Consider the following 24082-nt stretch of genomic DNA (forward strand, 5'->3'; position numbering starts at 1 on the left):
AATTTATTTTCGACACATATTTGACACAATTATTGAGTACACTAAAAAAAGTTAACTAGCTATACAAGCTCATTCAATTTTTAAATGTAGGAGGAATTAAGAAATGAAGAAGAAAATGATCAGTGCTTCACTTGTAGTAATATTTATAGGGATAGTAGGGTTTATCACAGTTAGCGAAGCAGTTGGAAGAGTTGAAAATAATCAAATGAATACTATTGAGATGGGGCCTAGACATGGACACTATCGTGATAGCCGTGATAATAAACAAGATGAACTAGAACAAAAAGTGAATGCGAATGAATTAACCAAGGAAAAGGTGGAAGATATTCAAACAGAATGGCAAAAATCTGATGATTCTATGTATGATAGAAGGGAAACGAGTCGGTGGAAACATATGAGAGGAACAAATTTAAGAAACCATGGCAGAATGAACAATTCTTGTTGGTAAAAATGTTTAAAAAAAATATTCCCTCATCCGAAAAGATGGAGGGAACACAAATCAAATTACACACAACCATAAAATACCATAGTTTCTCATAATTCTCAACAATTTTGATGTTAATACAAAAAAATGAGAATTATTTTAGATGAAAAACAGATTATTCTAAAACGTATCTTCTTTTTGTTAGCAAAACGAAAAAAAATCATGAAAATGAACAGAAAGAGAGCGTGCAACAAAACGAAAAGTTCGTTTTGTTGCACGCTCTCTTTGTGAAGACACGGAGATGAAAAAGTAGTGGAACTATTACAATTTTTTTAGTGCTAAAACACTAAGAATTGAAGTTTCCGTCGATAGAGAGCGGAAATCTCTTATAAAACTCTTACAGCGAAATCGGGTGTATATGAAGCAACGGTTGCGATTTGTACAACATCTCCAGGAACTGGTGCATGTATATATGAACCGTCTCCAGTTGAGATTCCAACATGGTAGGTTCCCCCATGACTACCCCAAAATACTAAGTCACCTGCTTGCGCTTGTGAAACTGGGATTGTCTCCCCAGCTGTTTCTTGATCAACAGTTGTTCGACCTAAAGCATGCCCAGCAGAAGCAAAAGCGACTTGAACTAAACCAGAGCAATCAAAAGCGTCGGGACCAGCAGCACCGTAAACATAGGGTTTACCTAAATGTGTTTTTGCAGCATCAACGACAGCTGAGCGTATATCTGTTTGTTTTGCTTGTTCGACTTTTTGGCTTTTTGCCTGAGCTATTTTTTCAGACAACAGAGTTTCTTGTTTATGAACCTCTAATTCTTGCTTTGAAATATTTTCTGAATCTAGTTTTAATGTGGCTTGTTCTTGTTTTAAGTATGCTAATTGCCCTTTTTTCTCAGTTGTTGCGTTATCTTTGATAGTGATCGGAGAAAAATGAGTTGTGAGTGTTGAACGATCACTATTATCTGGTTTTGATACTTCATAAATAATTCCAGTAGATTTAATTTCATTTAGCTGTGCAAGTTCAGTTTGGATTTCTTGCATTTTCTTTTGTATGTCTAAAAGTTGATTTCTTTTTTTAGTTTGCTGTTGCGAAAATGTTTGTTTTGTTTCTTTTAATTGTGTTAGTTTTTGTGATGATTCGGCAATGATTTTTTCTTGTGGCGTTATTTCAGCAGAAGTTGCAAACGCCTGATCTCCTAACAATAGTCCAGTAAAAAGGGGAACACAGCTGATAAATAATATCGTAACGAATTTATTTTTTTTCAAAAAAACTCTCCTCAATTGTTTAAAATTTTCTCTATAAAATCTTAAAAGATATTTTAAATAAAGTACGGATTAGTACCTTACTCTTTTAAGACCAGTTAACATTTAAACACAGCTCGTTGAAAAAGTATGTAAAAGGTAGGTTAAAAGTTGGTTTCTTACTTTACAAAAAAGGATCATTTATTTCACAATAAGGGAAAGTTGTAATATAGTGATGTTCAGATTTCAATAACGATCGTTTTTGAAATGTAATACAGTACTGTTTAAATTATGAATTCATTATATAAACTATAGGATCATTTTTATTGACTATCTTTTTCTTAATTTTTGATTTAAAATAGTTCATACAGTAAAAGATTATGGTCTTAAGCAAAAGTGGAGGAAAGGGCAATGAAAAAAGAAAAAGTATTTGAAGTGACGCATCAATCAATTTTAGAAACGGCAAAGAAACTTTTCTTAAAAAATGGGTATAAAAATACTTCTACTCGTGATATTGCGAAAGCTGTAAATATGACGCAGCCAGCAATGTATTATCATTTCTCTAATAAGGAAGTTTTATTTATTGAAATCAATAAGCAAATAGGGAGTCAGTTGAAATACGAAATAGAACAAATACAAAAGGAATCAGATACTCTTGAAAATCAATTGGTCAAATGTACACATGCTTTGTTAAATGTCTATCATCGAGATATTTTTTCATTCATTCACCAAAGTGCGGCTGAAATGGAACCAGAGAATAAACAGAAATTATTTCATATATTAAATGACTTTTATTTAGAACCATTGCAGGGAATTTTTGAATCAAGTTCTAGTTCATTAAACTCTAAAGTCTCATCTCAAAAAGCATCACAGTTTTACCTAATGAGTTTGTCATTGCTTTTTTCAACGATTCATCAACTTTCTACAGAAAAAGAACGCTCAGAGCAGATTGCAGAACTAATCGATATGGTTTTACATGGGGTTTTATCTTAAAGAATTGCATCAATTTTTATCATGTGATAAAAAAGTGTTGTTTAATTCTTTTTTTCATGGTAGAATTTTTATCAACTGATAAAAATGTTTAGTTTTTTTCGACATTTTTTTATCAACTGATAAAAAAGAGGTGGAGTCAATGTTTTTAGGTTTAGAAGAGATGAAGTTTTTTAAGCTTAGGTATACATTAGTAATCGGTGTGATTGTATTGGTTGCGTATGTTGCGTTTATGTTGTCTGGGCTAGCAAATGGATTGGCACAAGGTGTAAGGCAAGGCGTTGATCAGTGGGATGCTACGAGCGTTATTTTGTCTGATGATGCAAATAAAAGTTTGAATGCTTCAAGTTTAGTCATTGACGATTTAAAACAAGTCGAAGCGAAACAAAAAGAACCACTTGGACAATATGCAGGAGCGCTAAACAAAGTAGGACAAAACAAAGAGACCGATAAGATCAATATTTCACTATTTGGTGTGACTGAAAGCAGTTCGATCAAACCTAATTTGGTTGAAGGACGATATTTTAAAAATTCAGGAGAAATTATCATACCTCAAAATTTGGTGGATAAAGGAATTAAATTAGGTGATACTGTAAAAATTGGTAAACTTGATAAAGAACTGAAAGTTGTTGGAATTACAAAACAAAATAGTTTTAGTATTGTACCATTGATTTATACATCGATCGACCAATGGCAAGAACTTAAATTTGGCAAAATTATTGAAGGGGACAAAGCGCCTATCAATGGAATTGTTGTCCGCTCTACCAAAACGAATGATATTAAATTCAAGAATGATGATACTTATTTGGCTAAATATGACATTGAAACGTTTATTGAGAAACTACCAGGCTATAGTGAACAAAATCTGACACTTAACGCGATGATATATTTCTTATTTGTGATCACTGCTGCGATAATTGGAATCTTTATTTATGTGATGACCTTACAAAAAACGAGCTTATTTGGTGTAATGAAAGCACAAGGAATTTCAAATGGCTATATTATCAAATCAATCATTGCTCAGACCTTTATTTTAGGCGTCATCGGTGTTGCGATTGGAGTTATTTTAACCTTATTGACCAACACAGTGTTACCGTCTGCTATGCCGTTTGAATTAGATAGTAGCAATCTAGTAATTTATAGTATTGTTTTGATCATTGTTGCTGTCTTGGGCGGTGTTTTCTCAATTCGTACAGTAACACATGTCGATCCCATGAAAGCAATAGGAGGCTAAGAAAATGACTGATATTTTATTAATGGAGGATATTCGCAAATCATTTGGAAAAGGTCATGCAAAAGTTGAGGCATTAAAAGGAATCAATTTAAGTGTTAAAGCTGGAGAATTTGTCAGTATCATTGGCCCTTCTGGATCAGGGAAAAGTACGTTCTTAACGATTGCAGGTGGACTACAATCGCCTACGACTGGTAAGATGATGATTAATGGAAAAGATTTTACGCATTTGAATGAAAAGAAACGCTCACGGTTGCGTTTTGAAGAAATTGGATTTGTTCTGCAATCGTCCAATTTGATTCCATTTTTAACAGTAAAAAATCAATTTACATTAGTTGATAAAATTGAAAAGAAAAAAACAGAGACTCAACGGATCAATAAATTACTGACCTCGTTAGACATCGCTGATTTGATCCATAAATTTCCAAGAGATCTTTCTGGTGGAGAGCGGCAACGAGTAGCGATTGCTCGTGCCTTGTTCAACGAACCTAGTTTGATTTTAGCAGATGAGCCAACAGCTAGTTTGGATACAGAGCATGCGTATGAAGTTGTAAAAATTTTAGCAAAAGAAGCCCATGAAAAGCAAAAAGCAACGATCATGGTGACCCATGATCCTAGAATGATCGAGTGGAGTGACAGTATTTACCGTATTGAGGATGGCAATTTAATAAAAGAGTAAAAAAAGCGGAAGGAGAATAAACAAAAAAGTTTATTCTTCTTCTTTTTAATTTTAAGTATTATAAAAGTTGATTTTAGGTTATGATAATAAGGGAGAAAAGTAAAAGGTTGGGTATACATATTGTTGGCTAAAAAATATTAGAAGAAAGTGAGGCAGTACAATGGATAATCGAGTAGAGGTAATGACATTTTCACAATTAAAAAAAATTGTGGCAGAGCTGGAAGCCAATAGCACAATCCAGGATAATACAAAAGTGTTTATCGATACTGGATGGGATAGTGTTCAAGAAGTTGAGCCAGATGCTTTCCATGTAGAGGAAGTTATGGAATTTAAAGTGCAAGATGAACTGACAAAGGACTTTTTTGTTGGCTATACATTGAGTGAAAAAGCAGAACGAATGCAAGCGCAAGGTCAGCCAGAAACAGCTGTCATCATCAGAAATTTATATTAGGAGTCAGTTGTTTTAATAGGAGTAGTTAAAAAAGTTTTTCCTTTTTAAAGGATACACACTATTTCTTTTTTGATATCATTTATGTAGGTAAGTGTTATCTCATGAGAAATAATCATTAGGAAGGTGGTGTTTCTTTTGACCAATAAAATTCCATTTCCAAAGAACTATGAACGATTTATTAAACTAGGTGAAGAAGCGGCGAAACAAAATAATTTAATGGCTACAGTAAACTATTACGAGCAAGCATATGCAATTCGGCAAGATTTTCCACTAAATTTAGTCTTGGTCAATACGTATTTAGAAATAGGTGAAAATGAGCAAGCATTATCTTTAGCATCAGAAATGAAAGAAAAATATTTTACTTGCTTAGATTATCTGGAACTCTATATTCAAATTTTAATTCAAAATCACATGTTCATTCAAGCACACAGTATCATTAATGAGCGAATATTGATGGAGCAAAGCGGTGAGATGAGAAAACTTGTTTCTTTGAAGAAAAAAATCCGTCATGTCGAATTGATGTATCGGCAGTTTGAGGTTAGCAAAATCAAAGAATTAAAAGAGGAGTTAAATCATTTAAGTGCACATAATTATTACGAACAATTGGCAATAGTAAAAAAAGCTGGACAACTACCTCAAGATGAATTTATCGTGATTGGTAAAACTATTTTGTTGGATGCGCGGGTACATAATTTAGTTCGGTCTTGGATCCTTGAAGAACTTGTAAGTCTTCACGTCAAAGAAGAAGTTGAGTTTTTGTGGAGAGATAACAAAAAATATACTGTTATTCCAGCATCCATTGGTGGACCATTGGATTGTGCGGCGTATCAAAGAATTTTATTGTTTTTAGAAAAAGAGTTGATCAATGATGATCCCATTTTACTTGTAGATGTCTTAGAGGAAATCAGACTGCATTTTGCAATATTGTATCCTTTGGCAGATGAAATCATTGAAGATCCTAAGTTGTGGGCGATCAGTTATATTATTTCTTATAACCATTCAATTGCACAAAAATTTCAAATTGATGAAAATCACGCAGAAATCGAAAAAATACAAAAAATCCAAAGTAAGATTCGTTTTGAATTGGAAGCAATGGTGTTGTAACGTTGAAAAGAAGGTAGGACAGAAGTATTTGCCTTCTAGAATTAAGTAAGTGTTGTTCTACATCCGTTTATATATGATTGTGTTGCATAGTCATTTCAGCTTACTTTGGAAATCTTTAAATCTTAGTGCGTTAGCCTATAGAAAATAAAGGAAACAAAAGAGCTGGGACATAACTCTTCGAGTTATATCTCAGTTCTTTTTTGAGCAGGATATTTATTTTTAGAGCGATTATTCAGGAATAATAGGAGAAGAAATGAAAGCAAGTAGTATAAGAAGATTCCGCTTTGAATAAAAGTGATAACTAAAAATAAAAACTGATAATCAATTGTTATAAACTGGTTAAAATAACGAATAAGAATAAGTTCTAAGAGAGCTAAAAGAACTGAAAAAATCATTAATTTGGCATGACGCTGACTCAATACTTATCAACTACCTAACTGTAATATTCTTGAAAGACTATGATAGCATAAAAAAACAATATATTTTTATCATTTTTTAGATGAAATCTATAGGAAAATGAGAAAGTAGAGTGTGGTCAATAAATTCTTTTTTAGTGTAAGACATGAAAGTAACTAAAAAGGTGGCTAGGACGTAACTCTATGAGTCACATCCTAGCCACAAGAAAGCCAAGTAAATGGTGGAAGCAGAAGGAACTTCTACGTTATACTTCCATCTCGGTCTTTTAAGTTTAAGTTGTCTTGAAAATGGGAAGAATTATGAACACATCCGCTTTTAAACTATGCTATAATTCTAGATATAGATTCTATTGATCGGCAGAAAAAACACGCCCTGAGGGAATCGAACCCCCGTCTCAAGAACCGGAATCTTACGTGATATCCACTACACTAAGGGCGCAAGCACGTCTATTAGTTTAGCTGATAATTTGATAAATTACAAGGGGAAGGACCAAAATAATGAAATTTGAACAACATTTATCACAACAGCAAAAACAAGTCCAAAAACTTGCAATGACCCAACAATTACAGCAGTCAATCCAGATTTTACAGTACAATTCAGAAGAACTTTTTGCATTTATAGAAGCCAAATCACTGGAAAATCCTTTGATTGATATCCAAACTGAGACAAACTATGGCGATTTTCCGAGTTCTAGCAATCGAACATATACTAATGAAGAAAATAATTATTTGAATCAAATTCCTGATAGTCATACCTCGCTTTTTGAATATTTGATCGATCAGATTCATTTGAATTATCGTGATACTTACTTACGTACACTTGTATTGTTTTTAGTTGAATCTATTGATTTAAACGGTTACTTGATGATTGACTTGGAGGAGGCAACTCTAAAAACAGGAGCAACAGCGATTGAAATGTTAGATGCTTTGACTTTGATTCAGCAATTGGATCCAGCAGGAGTTGGCGCAAGAGATTTGCGTGAGTGCTTACTGTTACAAGTTGAACGAGATGATAGTGCGCCAGAATTAGCTTATATTGTAATTGAGGAAGAGTTTGATCATTTAGCTAATCGTAAATGGGGATTGATCGCTAAAAAATTTGATGTAACATTATCGGAAATCCAAACGATTTTTGATTACATTCAAACGTTAACACCAGCGCCAGGCAGTATTTTTGAATCGACTGCTGGGTTATATATTCGTCCAGATCTAACACTGCGAATCAAAGAGAATCAATTAACTGTTATTTCCAATAAAACTGGAACTCCGAGCATTCAGTTTCAACAAGCTTACTTCGAACGAATGGAAGCTACAGATGATAAAGAAGTACAGGAATACATCAAGGAAAAAAGAAACGAATTCGAATGGCTGGAAAAAACGATTATTCAGCGAGGTGATACGATTTTGAGAGTTGGTACAGAAATCGTCCAACGTCAGCAAGAGTTCTTTTTTAAAGAAGATCGTCCGTTAAAACCGATGACATTAAGAGAAATTGCAGAAGCTTTGGATATTCACGAATCTACAGTGAGTCGAACTGTCAATGGGAAGTATTTAGAAACGGAATTTGGCATTTTTGAACTTCGTTCGTTTTTCTCTCATGGTTTATCAAATGATAATACAGGAGAAGAAACTTCAACAAGCAGTATCAAAAAACAATTACAAGATTTAGTGAATAACGAAAATAAAGCCAAACCTTTCTCTGATCAGAAATTGGTAGACTTGTTAAAAGAACAAGAAATCGATATCTCACGTCGTACTGTGACCAAGTATCGAGAGGATTTGGGAATCCCAGCTTCGTCTAAGCGAAAACGATATGATGCGTAAAAAAGGATGGGACAGAAGTGTTTAATCTCGAGAAGTAAGAAGGAATTCACGAAAATGACAAGAAACACGGAATTTTTCATTCCGATGTTGAATGATTCCTAATCTGTGCTCTTCAAATTTTTGTGACCAAGTAGGTACTGTGCATCAATGTTTATCTGCGACGAGCCTTTAGCGAGAAAGCATCAACACATTCCTCGTTGTGTTTTACAGCAATTTCAGCTTATTTCTGATAAGATTGCTTCTGCTCCCATCATTTATACGGATTCCACGTGAGTGGGATATGACTCGAAGAGTTATGTCCCACTCACTTTTGCATAAATGAATCACAGATTAGGATTTCCAAACTAAGTGTTCAGAAGGTAAGCCCTCTTCGACTCCTTGCCAGACAGATACAAAGTGATGTTTTTCTAATAGATGTTTTGATGCGCCGTTGTTTGGATCAATTATGGCATACACTGTAGCTCGAGATAATTGTTCAGATTGTTTTATCAGGTTTAATAAATGACCTATTATTTGTGTTGCATAACCTTGTCCCCAGTACTCAGGTAGAAGCATATAACCAATTTCGATTTTATTTTCGTCTTCCCAAGACAATTTACCAAAGCCGATATAAGTTCCTTGATCAAAAATTTTGTAGTAGCCTGTTTGATCGCTATGACTAGAATTGTATGTTAAGATTTTTTTGAAATTATCAATGGCTTCTATTTCTGGTTCTGCTTTTTCGGTGATGTAACGCATGACACGAATATCTTGAGTCAGAATGGAATAAAGTTGTTGATCTTCCTTTTGATAAAAATCAACTGTTAAATGTTTAGTATTAATCACTAGTTTGCTCCTCCTAAAAAGTCAATTTCATCTATTATACTTGTTTTCAAGCCTACTTTAACCATGTATCTAGTCAAAGAACATGATCAAAAACTGTGTTTATCGTGATGATCAATAAATAAGTTGCTGCAATTTTTTTGTTTCCAGTAAAGAAAGTAAGACAAGCAATACCTCCGAATAAAATGATTTCAACTAAAATCCGTTCAAGTTCATTTAAACGACTTTCTGACAAAGGAGCCATGTAGTTGCTCCAAAAAAGAATAGCACCAAGTGGAAGAACGATACTGAAGATGATTTTTAGGAGTGGTATGCTGATTTTAAGAGTAGCTGTTAACAGTAAACCAATCGTGATTGATTCAAGTAAGAAACGGATACAATCGTTAAGTAGTTTGGCTATTTGAAACACCTATTTTCTATAAGCATTTTAAGAGGTTTGTTTAATCATAACATTAGAGTTAAGGCGAGAGTCAATGTAAAAATAACGAAAAAATGATGTAAGTAAAAATATATAGGTGTCATCGGTTCGTCAGTCATGGGCTGTCGTTCTATCAAACGTGAGTGATTGAGACTATTTATTTGTAGTAAGAATAGGCGCTTTCGGGGAAGGAAAATATAAATAAATAAAGCTGTACCCGTTGAGAACGCAAGGATACAGCTTTATACAATAAGCCACCTGCCGGGCTTGAACCGGCGACCCCCACCTTACCATGGTGGTGCTCTACCAGCTGAGCTAAGGCGGCAATATAAGTAATACAGATAACAGATTACCGTAGAAAGTCAGGTTTGTCAATCAATTTCCGCTTACACTACTCAATCAAAAAAATGTCATAAAATGTTCTACAACGAGTGAAACAATTCTTGAGAAAAAAAAGATTTGACATGTAATTTATTTTCTAGTAGAATACAACGTAACAACAAAAGAATGACAGTCCGTTGAAGAGAAGAGTAAATTTGGACGTGCTTTACTAGAGAGTCTCGGTTGGTGAAAAGAGATAAGCGCATAAGAGTTGAAGATGGCCTCATGAGGACAAGCTGTTGATACGTAAGCAGCTTCGGGAAAGCACCCGTTATCAAAGCGACAAGTTGTAAGACTTGGTCTAAGAAAAGTAATGATGATTACTTTAAAACAAAGGTGGTACCGCGATTATTCGCCCTTTACTAGTGTATGCTAGTAAAGGGCTATTTTTATACTCATCATGAAAATAGAGTAATTAGATGCTTTAAACAACTGAATAAACAAAGCAATGAAATGGAAAGTACAGATGAAACGATATCTAACAGAGAGCTTGGGTAGCTGAAAACAAGCGATAAACGAAATCTGGAAAATGGCCATTGAGCAGCGCTTCGAGTGAATCATTCATAAGACAGCGACGAGTGTACCCGTTATAGTACTAAAGTATAATCGATCATGGATCGCCGTACTTGATGAGGATATCTATGTGAGTAGATATCAAATAGAGGTGGTAGCACGCAAAAGCGTCCTCAAATGTATAAATATATACATTTGAGGACGCTTTTTTCTTTTTATACATAACAATAATGGAGGGATAATCGTATGAAGAAAAAGTTATTGAGTATTGCGTTGGTGTTAACGGGAATCGTTGGAATTGCAGCATGTGGTAACACAGATAAAGCTGCATCAAACAAAGAAAAAGAAACGAAAATCATTCGGGTGGGCACATCACCTGGCCCCTATAGTGAATTATTTTTAGAAGCAGTCAAACCTATTTTGGAAAAAGACGGCTATCAAATAGAACAAACAGAATTTACAGAATTGATCCAAGCTGATGTGGCACTATCAGAGGGGACTATCGATTTAAATGTTGATCAACATACAGCGTATCTAAACAATTTTAACGAAAATAAAGGGACTCACTTGGTTGGGATTACACCGATCCCAACCGTTCCAGCAGGACTGTTTCCAGGTAAAAGAAGTACGCTGGATGAAGTGAAAGACGGCGATAAAATTGGGATTCCAGACGATGCCTCAAATACTGCACGAGCGTTTAATCTTTTACAAAAAGCTGGCTGGATCAAGTTAAAAGCAGGAATCAATCCAGTAAAGGCGACAAAAGAAGATATTGTGAGCAATTCGAAGAATCTGGACCTTGTCCAAATGTCCTCTGCTCAAATCCCCAGAAGTTTAGCAGATTTAGATTTCGCAGTGATTCCAGGAAGTATTGTATACAGTGCTAAACTTGATCCAAAAGACAGTTTACTTTCAGAGGATGTGTTAAAGGATTACGAATTAGTCGCAACGATTGATGAAAAAAATTCAAAAAGTGATTGGGCACAAGCTGTAGTGAAAGCTTATCATTCAGATGAGTTTAAAAAATATTTGCAAAAACACAACCAAGGAAATTACTGGTTTATACCAAAAGAATTACAGGAGGGAAAAAAATGATCGAATTAAAAAATATAGATGTCACCTTTTATCAGAAGAAACAACAAATTGAGGCAGTAAAAAATGTCTCTTTAACAATAGAAAAAGAAGACGTGTTTGGGATTGTAGGTTATTCAGGAGCTGGGAAAAGTACTTTAGTTCGGGTGATTAACTTACTGCAACGACCAACAGCTGGCGAAGTGATTATCCACAACAAAAATATTCTTGGATTTTCAGCGAAAGAATTAAGAGCGCAGCGTAAAAAAATCGGGATGATTTTCCAACATTTTAATTTGATGAAGGAGCGAACGATTTTCGCCAATGTTGATTTTTCTTTAAAATATTCTGGACTCTCAAAAGAGCAACGGAAAGAAAAAATCGAACGACTGCTCGAACTCGTAGGACTTTCAGAAAAGAAAGATGCCTATCCTAGCCAATTATCGGGAGGGCAAAAACAGCGTGTAGCCATTGCCAGGGCATTAGCCAATGATCCAGAAATATTATTGTGTGATGAAGCGACGAGTGCTTTAGATCCTAAAACAACGATCCAGATTTTAGACTTATTAAAGAAATTAAATAAAGAATTAGGATTAACGATTGTTTTGATCACCCATGAAATGCAAGTTGTGAAAGAAATTTGTAATAAAGTAGCTGTTATGGAAGACGGACAGGTAATTGAAGAAAATGATATTGTGTCTATTTTCAGTCAACCAAAAGAAGCCTTGACGAAGGACTTTATCCGAACAGCGACACATATTGATCAAGCCTTGGAAACAATTATTCAACATCCTAGTTTGACTAAATTGAGTGGAAATGAAGTGTTGGTAGAATTTTCTTATGTAGGAGAGCAAACAAGTGAACCGTTGATTGCTCAACTTTATAGCAAATATCATGTGGTGACGAATATTTTATATGGAAATGTAGAAATCTTGCAGCAAGTGCCAATTGGTAATTTGATCGTCATTCTTTCGGGAGAAGAAACTCAGCGAGATAGGGCTTTAGAGTTTCTGAAAAAACAAGGTGTGAAGATCAAATTTTTAAAAAAGAATGAACCAAAAGAAAGTGTTATCCCATTACATATGATCTAAATAAAACAAAGGAGTGACTTAAATGCAGTCATTAATACAACAATATTTTCCCAATGTATTACTATTAAAACAAGAATTTATCAATAGCACGATCGAAACACTATATATGGTTTTTTGGACAGCAATCATCGCTGGAATTTTAGGGACATTACTGGGCGTCATTTTAGTTGCGACAGGTCCAGAAGGAATTTTAAAAAATAGTGTTCTATATAATATTTTAGAAAAAATTATCAACATTTGTAGATCCATTCCCTTTATCATCATGCTGGCATTGATTCAGCCAATCACTCGTTTTTTAACAGGAACAACGATTGGGACAACGGCTGCATTAGTGCCACTGGTGATAGGGGTGATTCCATTTTTTGCCCGCCAGATCGAAAATGCTTTATTAGAAGTTGATCCAGGGGTGATTGAAGCGGCAGAGTCAATGGGAACAAGCCCTCTGGGAATTATTTTTAGAGTGTATTTAGTGGAGGGATTACCAAGTATCATTCGAGTTTCATCGGTTACGATCATTAATCTGATTGGGTTAACGGCGATGGCTGGTGCGATTGGGGCAGGCGGCCTGGGGAATCTAGCAATTACTAGAGGTTATAATCGATTCCAAACAGATGTCACGATTGTTGCGACCTTGATCATCTTGGTTTTAGTCTTTGCTAGCCAATTTATCAGTAATACATTGATCAAAAAAACATCACATTAAAAAATACGAGAAAAGAGGAATTTTAAATGAAAAAAACAATCAAAATTATTGGATTAGCCTTAACAATTGGCTTTGTATTAGCTGGATGTTCTGCTGGAAGTGCTAAAAGTGATAAAAATGAAGTCGTAAAATTAGGAGTAGTTGGTGCTAATAATGAAGTGTTAGAATCTGTAAAAGAACGATTAAAAGAGGATAAAATCGATCTTCAACTAGTCGAATTCTCTGATTATACACAACCAAACGCAGCTTTGGCCGAGAAGGAAATTGATTTGAATTCATTTCAGCACCAAATTTTCTTAGATAACTATAACGCAGAACATAAAACCGACTTAATTTCTATTGGTAATACAGTGAGTGCACCTCTTGGAATTTATTCTTCGAAAATTAAAGACGTGAAAGAATTAAAAAATGGTGATGAGATTGCAATTCCAAATGATACAACAAATGGCGGACGTGCATTATTATTGCTACAAAGTGCCGGACTAATCAAAGTCGATCCTGCTAAGAAACAAACGCCAACTGTAAATGACGTTACCGAAAACAAATTAAACTTAAAAATTACAGAATTAGATGCTTCACAAACGGCTAGAGCACTTCAAGATATCGATGCTTCTGTTATCAATAGTGGAATGGCTGTTGATGCTGGTTTTGTTCCAGTGAAAGATGCGATTTTCTTAGAGCCTGTGGATAAAACCTCTAAGCCTTATGTGAATATCATTGTTGCACGTAAGGAAGATGAAGACAATAAAACATACAATAAAGTTGTAGATACCTATCAACAAGAAGCAACGAAAAAAGTGATCGAAGAAACATCGAAAGGATCAAGTATTCCAGCGTGGGAAACGTTTGGTAGAAAATAAGAGGGGGACGAGAAGATGAGCACATTGACAAAACAATCGATTCAAGAAGAAATTCAACAAAATGCAGATGAAGTAATCGCGCTTAGGCGTCATTTCCATCAATATCCTGAAGCGAGTTTGAAAGAGTTTGAAACAATCAAACGAATCAAAGAAGAACTGAACAAGCTGGATATTCCTTTTGAAGAAGTTGGTGAGACAGGTGTTTTAGCAACGATCGAAGGGGAAAAAGGTTCTGGAAAAACAATCATTTTAAGAGCAGATATTGATGCATTAGAATTAGAAGATGCTACAGGAAAAGAATACCAATCTAAAAATCCAGGATTAAATCATGCCTGTGGACACGATGGTCATGCAGCGGCCTTATTAGGTGCTGCAAAAGTGTTAAAAAACCATAAAGAGGATTTTATAGGAACAATCAAACTAGCATTTCAACCAGCAGAAGAAATTGGTGCTGGTGCTTGTCAGTTTGTTGATGGCGGTTTTGTAGAAAATATCGATCAAGTTTTTGGCATCCATTTAGATTCTAACGTTCCTATAGGCAAATTAGTAGCGACTAAAGGGGCGACGAATGCATCTTGTGATATTTTTAAAATTGAGGTCGAAGGGCTAAGTAGTCATGTGGCACAACCAAATGTTGGACGAGATGCGGTGTTGGCTGCGGCTAGTATTGTTGTTGAATTACAGAAAATTGCTGCAAGAGAAGTGAGCCCGTTAGATCCAGTTGTTGTCGGTATTGGGGTACTTGATGCTGGAACGAGATATAATATTGTAGCGAACCATGCAAGAATTGAAGGAACAGTTCGGGCCTTTAGCCATGAAACACGAGCGTTTGTTTTGAAACGTGTAGAAGAAATAGCGAATCAAATTGCTCAAGCACACCGAACAAAAATCTCATCTTTTCATATTCATGATGCGGCAGGACCGTTGATCAATGATGATACAGCAACTGAATTAGCTCAAAAAGTAGCGGCTGAAATTGTTGGAAGTGAAAACGTTGTGACAGATCATACGAAGAGTTTAGGCGCTGATGACTTTGCTGATTTTTTACTTAAGGCACCTGGGGTTTATGGACGTGTGGGAACACGAAATCTAGATAATCCTGAAACGCAGTATGGTCATCATCATGAAAAATTTGATATCGATGAAGCGGGACTAGCGTTAGCAACGGAATTTCATGTGCGTTATGCATTGACGTATTTAAGCTAAAAAGCCAAAAGAAGGATTTAGGTTTAACTAACTTTAATCCTTCTTTTTTTACTTCTTCTAATGACGGAGAAGTTTTTCATGAAATTGTTTTTTATTATTATGGAAGGCTTACTGATAAAGATGAATAGTCTTAGTTTCAAAGAATCTGAGGGTCAAAGACAAGTGCAGTGGCTATCGTTTGATTAGTTGGCTCAATCAGATTGTAAGACCAATCTTTTTAAAAGAGCTGAATAAAGAGGCTAACAAAGCAATTCAGCATATCGTTCAAAGAGCTTAACGTGATGGTCAACAATATTCTTGCTTTTCAAAACAATTATGGTAAACTATTTTTGTAAAGAAAGGTGATTAAGAATGTTTTTTCTTTCAGATAAATTTGTGAAAAGAAGCAGCTCCCAACATATGAATGTGATGAAGCATTGTTGTGGAGCCTAATAAAATGAACGCTTCATCGTCAAAATAAAGACTGAATTTTTGAGACTAAGCAGTAGTCTTATTTAGTGTTGCTTTTGATGATGATCATGATTTTTATAGTGCTGAACAAAGGACAACGTGTTTCGTACGTTGTCCTTTGTCGATATGACAAGGGATAAGATAGGTGAGCCTATTTGATCGCTTGTTTTTTTATTTGAATAAACAACAAATGACCTTTACGTTAAACGTACGAAAGCGTTGTGCAAAACAACTTTAATTTTTGAGTAGATAAAAACTGATAGTTACTGAAATTTACAATGAATGAAGCGTGAGTGGGACATAACTCTTCGAGTTATACTCAACCTCAAAAATCGAAAAGAGGAAGAAAAAAATGAGTTTATTAACAATCGAACATCTAACCCAACGTTTTGGCGAAAAAATTCTATATGAAGATGCATCCCTTCGTGTCAATAAAGGTGATCATATGGGGCTAACTGGACAAAATGGTGTAGGGAAATCTACTTTAGTCAAGATCTTAACTGGTGAAATTTTGGCAGATGATGGTAGTATTACTTGGCAAAACAATACGAAAATCGGGTACTTGGATCAATATGTCGAGGTGATTGGCAATAGTACGATCAATGAATTTTTACATCAAGCGTATAAGGAACTTTATGAAATCGAAGAGAAGATAAATGAGTTGTACACAGAGTATGGTGAAACTAGTGCAGACAAATTGTTAGAGCGGGCAGGGAACTTACAAACGCAACTAGACGAAAGTGATTTTTATCAAATCGATCCGATCATCAATGATCTTGCGAATGGTTTAGGAATTGAAGCAATCGGATTAGATCGACCAATGAATGAGTTAAGCGGTGGACAACGATCCAAAGTTATTTTGGCGAAGTTGCTACTAGAAGAACCTGATGTTTTATTATTAGATGAACCGACAAACTATTTAGATGATACTCATATTCAATGGCTGATCGATTATTTAAATGATTTTGATGGAACGTTTATTTTAGTGTCCCATGATTATCACTTTTTAAATGCTGTGACCAATTGTATTTGTGATATTGAATTTGGCAAATTAACGAAATATACAGGGAATGTGGAAAAATCATTTGCCCAAAAAGAGCAAAATAAAGAAAGCTATTTAAAGCAATACCATGCCCAACAAGCAAAAATTGAAAAAGCAGAAGCCTATATTCGTAAATACAAGGCCGGAAATCGTGCGACTATGGCAAAAAGCCGACAAAAACAATTAGATCGAGTGGAACGTATGGCACCTCCAGGCAGTTTAATGAAACCACAAATTCACTTTCCCTATAAGCCAATCGTCGCAAGCCTAGCATTGATCACAGATGAATTAGTGATTGGATACAACGAACCATTATTAGCTCCGATCAATTTATCTGTGCATAGTGGAGAAAAAGTAGCCATTAAAGGATTTAACGGCATTGGTAAATCAACGTTGATCAAAACTCTAACTGGTAGAATTCAACCGATCAGTGGGGAGTATCAGTATCCAGCGAATACTAAAATCGCTTATTTCTCCCAAGATTTGACGTGGGAAAATGACTATCTGACTCCATTAGCCTATTTAAGTGATTGTTTTCCTAAAAAAACAGTGAAAGAAATCCGTACGTATTTAGCAAAATGTGGATTGCCTGATAAGTTAGTAAATCAGCAACTGCGTTTACTAAGTGGGGGAGAACAAACAAAAGTAAAACTAAGTGAGCTGACAATGGATTCAAGTAATCTTATTTTCTTGGATGAACCAACGAATCATATTGATGCAGCAGCGAAAGACAGCTTGCGTCAAGCGATTCAACAGTATCAAGGAACGATTGTGATCGTTTCTCATGAGGAAGAATTTTATACAGATATCACAGATCGTGTCATCAATATTGAAGAAATGATTCGATAATAAAAGAGGTCGAGACAAAAGGGGGGATTTCCGAAGGAGCTGCTTTTTTATCGCCGTTTATTCAGAGTTAAAGCCCGTAACAAAACGAACAATCAGTTTTGTTACGGGCTCTTTTTTTATTTCATCAATCCATCATGGATCTTATCTAAATTCCATTTCATCATGGCATAATAACTGTCACCATCTTCGCCTTTTTTAGCAATAGAATCGGTAAAGATCGTACTGTAAATCGGCAAACTTGTTTCTTTTGACACTCGTTCCATGCTACGTTTATCGACACTTGTTTCAACAAATAGAGCAGGGACTTTTGTTTTGTGGATTTGATCGATGATTTGTTTCATTTGATCAGGTGTTCCTTGACTTTCTGTATTGATTTCCCAAATGTAGGCAGCCGTCAATCCGTATGCTTTCGAGAAGTATTTAAAAGCACCTTCACTTGTGACTAGTAACTTTTTGTTTTCAGGAATATCTGCGAATTTTTCTTTGGCTTCTTTGTCTAAAGCAGACAGTTTTTCAATGTATTCTTTGGCATTTTTTTCATAGGTTTCTTTATTTTTAGGGTCTTTTTTGCTCAAGGTATCTCTGATTGACTCTACATAAGCAATGCCGTTTTGAATATCTAACCAAGCATGTGGATCTTGTTCATTTTCTTGTCCAGTACTCGTTAAGTACATTGGTTCAACTTTTTTACTAACGGAGAAAAAGTCTTGATCTTCTTTTTTCTTAGCTGTTTCCATTAGTTTGTTGAACCAGCCATTTCCACCAGTTTCTAAGTTTAATCCATTGAAGAATAAAACGTCCGCTTCAGAGGCTTTGGCAACATCTTCCGGCAATGGCTCATATTCATGTGGATCTGTTCCAACTGGGACGATACTGTGTAAATTGACTAAATCTTTCCCAACATTATCAACCATATCAGCAAGAATCGAGTTAGTGGCGACAACATTGATTTTTTCTTTATCTGAGGTATCTGTAGACTTAGACTGACAAGCAGCTAGTAAAAATAAACTAGCTAGTGCCGTAATAAAAAGTATTTTCTTTCTCATAATGTAGGTTCCTCCGTTTTCTGTTTATTGACAAAAAATAGTCCTTTTTTAGGGGAAAATAGAAAAGCGATAATGAAAAATGCTGCTGCAGTTAAAACGATCGTAGCACCTGAAGCTAAGTTATATGAATAACTAAAGAATAAACCGATGATCGAGCTTAGTATCCCAAAAAGAGAAGCCAACGTAATCATAGTAGGCAAGTGATTCGTCAACAAGTAAGCCGTAGCAGCAGGCGTGATCAACATGGCAATCACTAAAATCGTTCCCACTGTTTGTAAAGATGAAACAGCCACTAAGGTTAATAAAAACATCAAGGCATAATGGAAAAATTGAACATTTAGCCCATAAGCTTGCGCCATTGTTGGATCAAAAGAGGTGATTTGTAGCTCTTTATAGAACAAGCCAACAAAGATCAACACGATGATTCCAACGACAACAGTAATCAAAATATCTGAATCACGAACGGCTAAAACATTCCCAAATAGAATGTGATAAAGATCAGTTGAACTTTTTGCGAATGAGATCATAATGATTCCTAACGCGAAAAATGAACTGAAAACAACACCAATAGCTGTATCATTTTTTAACTGGCTTTTTTGAGTGATAAAGCCAATCAATAAAGCCGCTAAAATACCAAAAATAGAGGCACCAAAGATATAATTGACACCTAACATATAAGAAGCTGCTACTCCTGGTAATACAGCATGAGAAATGGCATCACCCATTAAAGACATGCCACGTAGTACAATAAATGAGCCAATGATCCCTGACACCAATCCAACAATAATCGACGTGATCAAAGCATTTTGTAAAAATTGGTAACGAACCAAGCCATCAATAAAATTTGCAATCATACATCAGCCACTCCTTTGATAATGATATCGCCCATCGTTTCACCATAGGCTAATTGGATATTTTTGTTGGTAAATGTTGTTGAAACAGGTCCGTAAGCAATCAATTTTTTCTTCAAGATGATGACTTCATCAAAGTAATGTGCAACTTTGTGAAGGTCATGATGAACAATCACAATGGTTTTTCCAGCTTCTTTTAACTGTTTCAAAATCTCCATGATGACTTTTTCACTGGTCATGTCAATTCCCACAAAAGGTTCATCTAAAACAATGATATCTGCTTCTTGAGCTAATACACGCGCAATAAAAACGCGTTGTAGCTGTCCACCAGATAACTCTCCAATTTGACGTTTGGCGAATTCTTCTAGTTGAACCGTTTTAAGAGCAGCTACTGCTTTTTCTTTGTCTTCTTTTTTGGGGCGTTTCATAAGACCTAGTTTTGGGTAAGTACCCAAAAGAACAACTTCCATCACATTGATTGGGAAAGATAAGTCTAAGGCACTACGTTGTTCCACGTAAGCAATCCGTTTTTTTTGTGTATCAATGGGCACTTCGCCAGTCAAAACAGATCTAGTATCTGCTTTGATCAATCCAAGCATCCCTTTTAGAAAGGTAGACTTTCCAGCTCCGTTTGGGCCGATGATTCCTGTGATTTTTCCAGCAGGGATTTGTAGAGAAATATCAATCAAGGCTTTTTGCCCTTGGTAACTAACAGTTAAATGGTCAATTGTAATGTTATTATTGATTATAGACATAAAAAAACCTCCTTTTTAGGTTTGCCTTAAAATAAGTATATGATAAAGTTAGATTAAAATCAATCCATTTTTTAGGTTAGCCTAAAAAAACGATCCGAAAAGCATGGACTTGCTTTTTGGATCGTTCGTTTAGTTAGTGTTGTGCTGATTAAGGAGTTAATGAATCAAAGATTTCTTTCCCTAAGGCGGTATAAGTTTGATTTTTAGGATACTGATTTGTGAATAAAATGACTACGTTTTGTTTATCTTTTGAAATGTAAACATTGGGTTCAAACCCTTCTTCGACCCCGTGAGCTCTAATATAATCGTTATACATATAAATACCACCAGCAAATTTTTCTAGTGTTTCGGATGTCCAAAACGAATCAAACGTATGTTTATTGATAAAATCCCCTGATAAAAAACTAGAGAAAAATAAATATAAATCACCCACAGTCATGCCGACACTACCTGTGCCAATTTCTTGATTAAACAGTATTGGTTTATCTGCAATTTGGGTTCCGTAATTTTTACCATCTGTTTTTTCATAAGGGTACGTTCGATCGTTTGAACTTATGAAGTCGTTGTAAAAATAAGTATGGGATAACTGTAGTTTTTGAATAAATGTTTGATTGAATAGTGTTCGGTATGAACTACCCGTTAGTTGCTCTAAAATGCCAACTAAGAGATAGTAATTAATTGCGTCATATTTGAATTTACCATAGGTGCCCATGATAGCATTAGAAATGCCAAATTGGAGAAAAGCATCATCAGACATCATAATTGCAGGTTTATTTTTTTGATACAAACCTGAACACATTGAAAGTAATTGTCTAATTGTGATGTCTTGACTGTTCGGAATGTTTGGGTAAAAACGGTCTAAGGTTTCATCCAACGAAAGTTTTCCCGATTGAATTTGTTGTAAAATAAGTGTCGCTGTCATCGCTTTTTGAATTGAACCAATCTGAAAAAGAGAATGATAAGTATTTGGTTGTTTTTTGTCAAAATCGGCATAACCAAAGCCTTTTTGAAGAATAATCTGTTCATTTTTAATCACTAAAGCCGTTCCAATAAATTGTCCATTTTCCAGTTTTTGGTTTAGCTGTTTTGCTAAGTCTGAAGTGGGCTGAACTTCTTGATTAAAATTTTTTGCCTGTGTAGCATCGTTAGTCAGTGTTGGAGTGGGGGGTATCGTTTGAGCTGTTGATTTCTGCGTATGGTTATGAGAAATAATAGCAGTATCATTAGGAAAAAATAAAAGGTATAGCTCTGCCCCTACAAGAACAATCAAAACTAATACAACTATAGCTGGGATCAAGGAATTACTTTTTTTATGATGTTTCTTTTGATGCATGATCAATCACCTCCGATTATTCTTTATTGTACTCAGGGTTCTGTGAAAAACAAGTTGATTCTAATGGATTTAACGAACAGTTTTGTAAGCACGAAATTTCTTCGCTCAATCATCGATATATTTTCAAATATTTGTCACAAGAAAGAAAAAGATCCATGATTTTTTACTGAATCAATGGTAGAATAGGAAATGAAGTTTTCAATTGTAAGAATAGAAAAATATCGAGATCACGGAGGAAATCATGACCCAAAAATACCAGGATAAAACATTACGAATCTTTAGTTTGAATGCCAATCGCCCTTTAGCAGAAAAAATTGCTGAAGTTGTCGGGACTGAGCTTGGAAAAAGTACGGTGCGCCAATTTAGTGATGGAGAGATTCAAATCAATATTGAAGAGAGTATTCGCGGGGACCATGTCTTTCTTGTTCAGTCTACTAACCTTCCTGTCAACGACAATTTAATGGAGTTGTTGATCATGATTGATGCGTTAAAACGAGCAAGTGCCAAAACAATTAATGTGGTGTTGCCATATTATGGATATGCTAGACAAGATCGAACGGCTAAACCAAGAGAACCAATTACCGCAAAATTAGTTGCTAATTTATTAGAAGAAGCAGGTGCAACACGTGTATTGACGCTAGATCTACATACGGTTCAAGTGCAAGGGTTCTTTGATATTCCAGTCGATAACCTGTTTACGATGCCACTTTTTGCACACAATTATCGTCAGCAACAGTTGACGGGGGAAGACATTGTGGTCGTTTCTCCCAAAAATAGTGGCGTGCAGCGTGCGAGAAGCTTATCTGAGTATTTAGATGCGACGCTTGCGATCATTGATCAAGACGAAGTTGATGGTGTACGCTCAGGTTATGTTATTGGAGAAGTTAAAGGCAAAACGTGTATTTTAGTCGATGATATTTTAAATTCTGGTAGCACAATGGCAACGGCTGCTGAGATTTTAAAAGAAAACGGAGCAAAATGTATTTATGCTTGCGCATCTCACGGTTTACTATCTAAAGGAGCGAAAGAGACATTAGATGCTTCACCGATCGAACAAATTTGCGTGACGGACTCTGTCTTTATTTCCGAAGATCGTAAGCCAAAAGCGTTGAATATTGTATCGTGTGCTGAGCTGATGGGTGAAGCAGTGAAACGAATTCATGAAAATATACCAATGAGTCCATTGTTTCGTTTAGAAGAAAAATAATAACAACAATCCGTTTAAATCAGGAAAGAAGTTCAGCTATTGCTTTAGACTGAACTTCTTTTTAATATTTATTGTAATCAAATAAGAATACTTATGAAAAAATGGTACAAGTAAAGGGAAGGAGCTCCACGTGTGAAAGAACAGAAAAAAGGTGTTTTATTAGGATTTATTGCGTATGTATTTTGGGGAATCATTCCAATTTATTGGAAGTTGTTGCCTACGGTTGATCCATTAGATATATTATGTTATCGCATTGTTTGGTCGTTTTTATTTATGATTATTTACATTTTAGTCACAAAAAGATGGTCGCTATTTCTGATTGAGGTCAAATCTGTGATACAAGATAAGAAAAAATTATTTGCTATTATTTGCGCAGCTATTTTGATTTCAGTCAATTGGTTCACGTTTATTTATACAGTCAGTCAGGGACATGTGACCCAAGCAAGTTTGGGTTATTATATGAATCCGCTAGTGAACGTTTTATTGGCAACTCTGATTTTGAAAGAGAAATTAAGTCGTTCAGGGATGATTGCATGCGGATTAGCTTTGCTGGGGGTCATTTTACTAACGATTCAAACTGGTGAAATTCCGTTAGCGCCACTTATCATGGCTGTGACATTTAGTTTTTATGGATTGATCAAAAAAGGAGTTACTGTGAGTTCGTATACAGGGTTGACGATTGAAACGTTTGTCATTTTACCCGTGGCTTTGGTCTATCTACTATTCTTTTCACGACAAGGGTTTATGAACTATGAATTATCGACTAATCTGTTGTTAATGGGTGCAGGAGTCGTTACGGCAATTCCTTTATTGCTTTTTGCACAAGCGGCAAAACAGATTTCTTATATTATTTTAGGCTTTATTCAATATGTAGGACCAACCTTAATGTTGATTTCTGCGCTATTTTTATATCATGAACCCTATTCAGCAGATCAATTTATCGCATTTGGTTTTATTTGGGCAGGTATAGCCGTTTTTACGTATGGCAATATTTATACGTATCGAAAAGAAAAACGTTTTGTAAAATAGTTGATAAAAGAATCATTCTTTGAGGAACATTTCTAGTTATGTTAAACTAATTCCATTAAAAAGGATTCAGAAAGGACGAGTTC

General features: G+C 35.2%; 22 protein-coding genes, 2 tRNA genes and 1 other annotated feature. Of the genes, 15 read left to right on the top strand and 9 right to left on the bottom strand.

What is annotated here, in order from left to right:
- Nucleotides 1–103 precede the first annotated feature (103 nt).
- The gene (locus tag I580_RS07400) at nucleotides 104–448 is read left to right on the top strand and encodes a hypothetical protein (protein WP_010771336.1); all 345 of its coding nucleotides are present in this window, start codon (nucleotides 104–106) and stop codon (nucleotides 446–448) included.
- Between the two features lie 362 nt (nucleotides 449–810).
- Here I580_RS07400 and I580_RS07405 read toward each other — a convergent pair whose 3' ends face one another.
- Nucleotides 811–1701 carry a C40 family peptidase gene (locus tag I580_RS07405; protein WP_010771337.1) on the bottom strand — a complete coding sequence of 297 codons (891 nt, stop codon included), beginning with the start codon at nucleotides 1699–1701 and terminating at the stop codon, nucleotides 811–813.
- A gap of 387 nt (nucleotides 1702–2088) precedes the next feature.
- On the opposite strand from I580_RS07405, the gene I580_RS07410 reads away from it, so the two are divergent.
- The 5 genes from I580_RS07410 (at nucleotide 2089) to I580_RS07430 (ending at nucleotide 6132) form a co-directional block, all read left to right on the top strand.
- Nucleotides 2089–2670 (top strand): TetR/AcrR family transcriptional regulator, encoded by a 582-nt coding sequence (locus I580_RS07410; protein ID WP_010771338.1) that lies wholly within the window; start codon nucleotides 2089–2091, stop codon nucleotides 2668–2670.
- Between the two features lie 139 nt (nucleotides 2671–2809).
- The gene (locus I580_RS07415) at nucleotides 2810–3901 is read left to right on the top strand and encodes an ABC transporter permease (RefSeq protein ID WP_010771339.1); all 1092 of its coding nucleotides are present in this window, start codon (nucleotides 2810–2812) and stop codon (nucleotides 3899–3901) included.
- A 4-nt stretch (nucleotides 3902–3905) separates the two neighbouring features.
- Nucleotides 3906–4577, top strand: coding sequence for an ABC transporter ATP-binding protein (locus I580_RS07420; RefSeq protein WP_010771340.1), 672 nt, complete (start codon nucleotides 3906–3908; stop codon nucleotides 4575–4577).
- A 160-nt stretch (nucleotides 4578–4737) separates the two neighbouring features.
- Nucleotides 4738–5028: a hypothetical protein gene (locus I580_RS07425; protein ID WP_010771341.1), complete on the top strand. Its 291-nt coding sequence runs from the start codon at nucleotides 4738–4740 to the stop codon at nucleotides 5026–5028.
- A 126-nt stretch (nucleotides 5029–5154) separates the two neighbouring features.
- The gene (locus tag I580_RS07430; protein WP_010771342.1) at nucleotides 5155–6132 is read left to right on the top strand and encodes a hypothetical protein; all 978 of its coding nucleotides are present in this window, start codon (nucleotides 5155–5157) and stop codon (nucleotides 6130–6132) included.
- Nucleotides 6133–6915: 783 nt separating this feature from the next.
- Here the strand turns inward: I580_RS07430 and I580_RS07435 are convergent.
- A tRNA-Arg gene (locus I580_RS07435) sits at nucleotides 6916–6987 on the bottom strand.
- 59 nt (nucleotides 6988–7046) lie between these two features.
- Between I580_RS07435 and rpoN the strand changes: the two genes are divergently transcribed.
- The gene (gene rpoN, locus I580_RS07440; RefSeq protein WP_010771343.1) at nucleotides 7047–8372 is read left to right on the top strand and encodes an RNA polymerase factor sigma-54; all 1326 of its coding nucleotides are present in this window, start codon (nucleotides 7047–7049) and stop codon (nucleotides 8370–8372) included.
- Nucleotides 8373–8702: 330 nt separating this feature from the next.
- On the opposite strand, the gene I580_RS07445 is transcribed toward rpoN, so the two are convergent.
- From I580_RS07445 to I580_RS07455, 3 genes are all read right to left on the bottom strand, one after another.
- Nucleotides 8703–9197, bottom strand: coding sequence for a GNAT family N-acetyltransferase (locus tag I580_RS07445; RefSeq protein WP_010771344.1), 495 nt, complete (start codon nucleotides 9195–9197; stop codon nucleotides 8703–8705).
- A gap of 73 nt (nucleotides 9198–9270) precedes the next feature.
- Nucleotides 9271–9603, bottom strand: coding sequence for a YrdB family protein (locus I580_RS16720; RefSeq protein WP_081630666.1), 333 nt, complete (start codon nucleotides 9601–9603; stop codon nucleotides 9271–9273).
- A 261-nt stretch (nucleotides 9604–9864) separates the two neighbouring features.
- Nucleotides 9865–9937, bottom strand: a tRNA-Thr gene (locus I580_RS07455).
- Nucleotides 9938–10432: 495 nt separating this feature from the next.
- Nucleotides 10433–10684 (top strand) — a binding site (T-box leader).
- 68 nt (nucleotides 10685–10752) lie between these two features.
- On the opposite strand from I580_RS07455, the gene I580_RS07460 reads away from it, so the two are divergent.
- From I580_RS07460 to I580_RS07485, 6 genes are all read left to right on the top strand, one after another.
- Nucleotides 10753–11601 carry a MetQ/NlpA family ABC transporter substrate-binding protein gene (locus I580_RS07460; RefSeq protein ID WP_010771346.1) on the top strand — a complete coding sequence of 283 codons (849 nt, stop codon included), beginning with the start codon at nucleotides 10753–10755 and terminating at the stop codon, nucleotides 11599–11601.
- Nucleotides 11598–12668 (top strand): methionine ABC transporter ATP-binding protein, encoded by a 1071-nt coding sequence (locus I580_RS07465; protein ID WP_010771347.1) that lies wholly within the window; start codon nucleotides 11598–11600, stop codon nucleotides 12666–12668. The genes I580_RS07460 and I580_RS07465 overlap by 4 nt, the downstream gene beginning before the upstream one ends.
- A 22-nt stretch (nucleotides 12669–12690) precedes the next feature.
- Entirely contained in the window at nucleotides 12691–13371 is a 681-nt protein-coding gene (locus I580_RS07470; protein ID WP_010771348.1) for a methionine ABC transporter permease, read from the top strand.
- Nucleotides 13372–13397: 26 nt separating this feature from the next.
- On the top strand, nucleotides 13398–14231 hold the full coding sequence (locus I580_RS07475) for a MetQ/NlpA family ABC transporter substrate-binding protein (protein ID WP_010771349.1): 834 nt from the start codon (nucleotides 13398–13400) through the stop codon (nucleotides 14229–14231).
- Between the two features lie 15 nt (nucleotides 14232–14246).
- Nucleotides 14247–15437, top strand: coding sequence for an amidohydrolase (locus tag I580_RS07480; RefSeq protein ID WP_010771350.1), 1191 nt, complete (start codon nucleotides 14247–14249; stop codon nucleotides 15435–15437).
- An 802-nt stretch (nucleotides 15438–16239) separates the two neighbouring features.
- Nucleotides 16240–17778, top strand: a complete 1539-nt coding sequence (locus I580_RS07485; protein WP_010771351.1) for an ABC-F family ATP-binding cassette domain-containing protein — start codon at nucleotides 16240–16242, stop codon at nucleotides 17776–17778.
- Nucleotides 17779–17894: 116 nt separating this feature from the next.
- Here the strand turns inward: I580_RS07485 and efaA are convergent, their stop codons facing one another.
- From efaA to I580_RS07505, 4 genes are all read right to left on the bottom strand, one after another.
- Nucleotides 17895–18824 (bottom strand): Mn/Fe ABC transporter substrate-binding lipoprotein EfaA, encoded by a 930-nt coding sequence (efaA, locus tag I580_RS07490; protein ID WP_010771352.1) that lies wholly within the window; start codon nucleotides 18822–18824, stop codon nucleotides 17895–17897.
- The gene (locus I580_RS07495; protein WP_010771353.1) at nucleotides 18821–19678 is read right to left on the bottom strand and encodes a metal ABC transporter permease; all 858 of its coding nucleotides are present in this window, start codon (nucleotides 19676–19678) and stop codon (nucleotides 18821–18823) included. The genes efaA and I580_RS07495 overlap by 4 nt, the downstream gene beginning before the upstream one ends.
- On the bottom strand, nucleotides 19675–20430 hold the full coding sequence (locus I580_RS07500; protein WP_010771354.1) for a metal ABC transporter ATP-binding protein: 756 nt from the start codon (nucleotides 20428–20430) through the stop codon (nucleotides 19675–19677). The genes I580_RS07495 and I580_RS07500 overlap by 4 nt, the downstream gene beginning before the upstream one ends.
- Nucleotides 20431–20578: 148 nt before the next feature.
- Nucleotides 20579–21763 (bottom strand): serine hydrolase domain-containing protein, encoded by a 1185-nt coding sequence (locus I580_RS07505; protein WP_010771355.1) that lies wholly within the window; start codon nucleotides 21761–21763, stop codon nucleotides 20579–20581.
- Between the two features lie 241 nt (nucleotides 21764–22004).
- Between I580_RS07505 and I580_RS07515 the strand changes: the two genes are divergently transcribed.
- Both I580_RS07515 and rarD read left to right on the top strand, forming a co-directional pair.
- Nucleotides 22005–22970: a ribose-phosphate diphosphokinase gene (locus tag I580_RS07515; RefSeq protein ID WP_010771356.1), complete on the top strand. Its 966-nt coding sequence runs from the start codon at nucleotides 22005–22007 to the stop codon at nucleotides 22968–22970.
- A 132-nt stretch (nucleotides 22971–23102) separates the two neighbouring features.
- On the top strand, nucleotides 23103–23999 hold the full coding sequence (rarD, locus tag I580_RS07520; protein WP_010771357.1) for an EamA family transporter RarD: 897 nt from the start codon (nucleotides 23103–23105) through the stop codon (nucleotides 23997–23999).
- Nucleotides 24000–24082: the final 83 nt, after the last annotated feature.

This window comes from Enterococcus caccae ATCC BAA-1240 (genome assembly GCF_000407145.1).
GTDB lineage: Bacteria > Bacillota > Bacilli > Lactobacillales > Enterococcaceae > Enterococcus_L > Enterococcus_L caccae.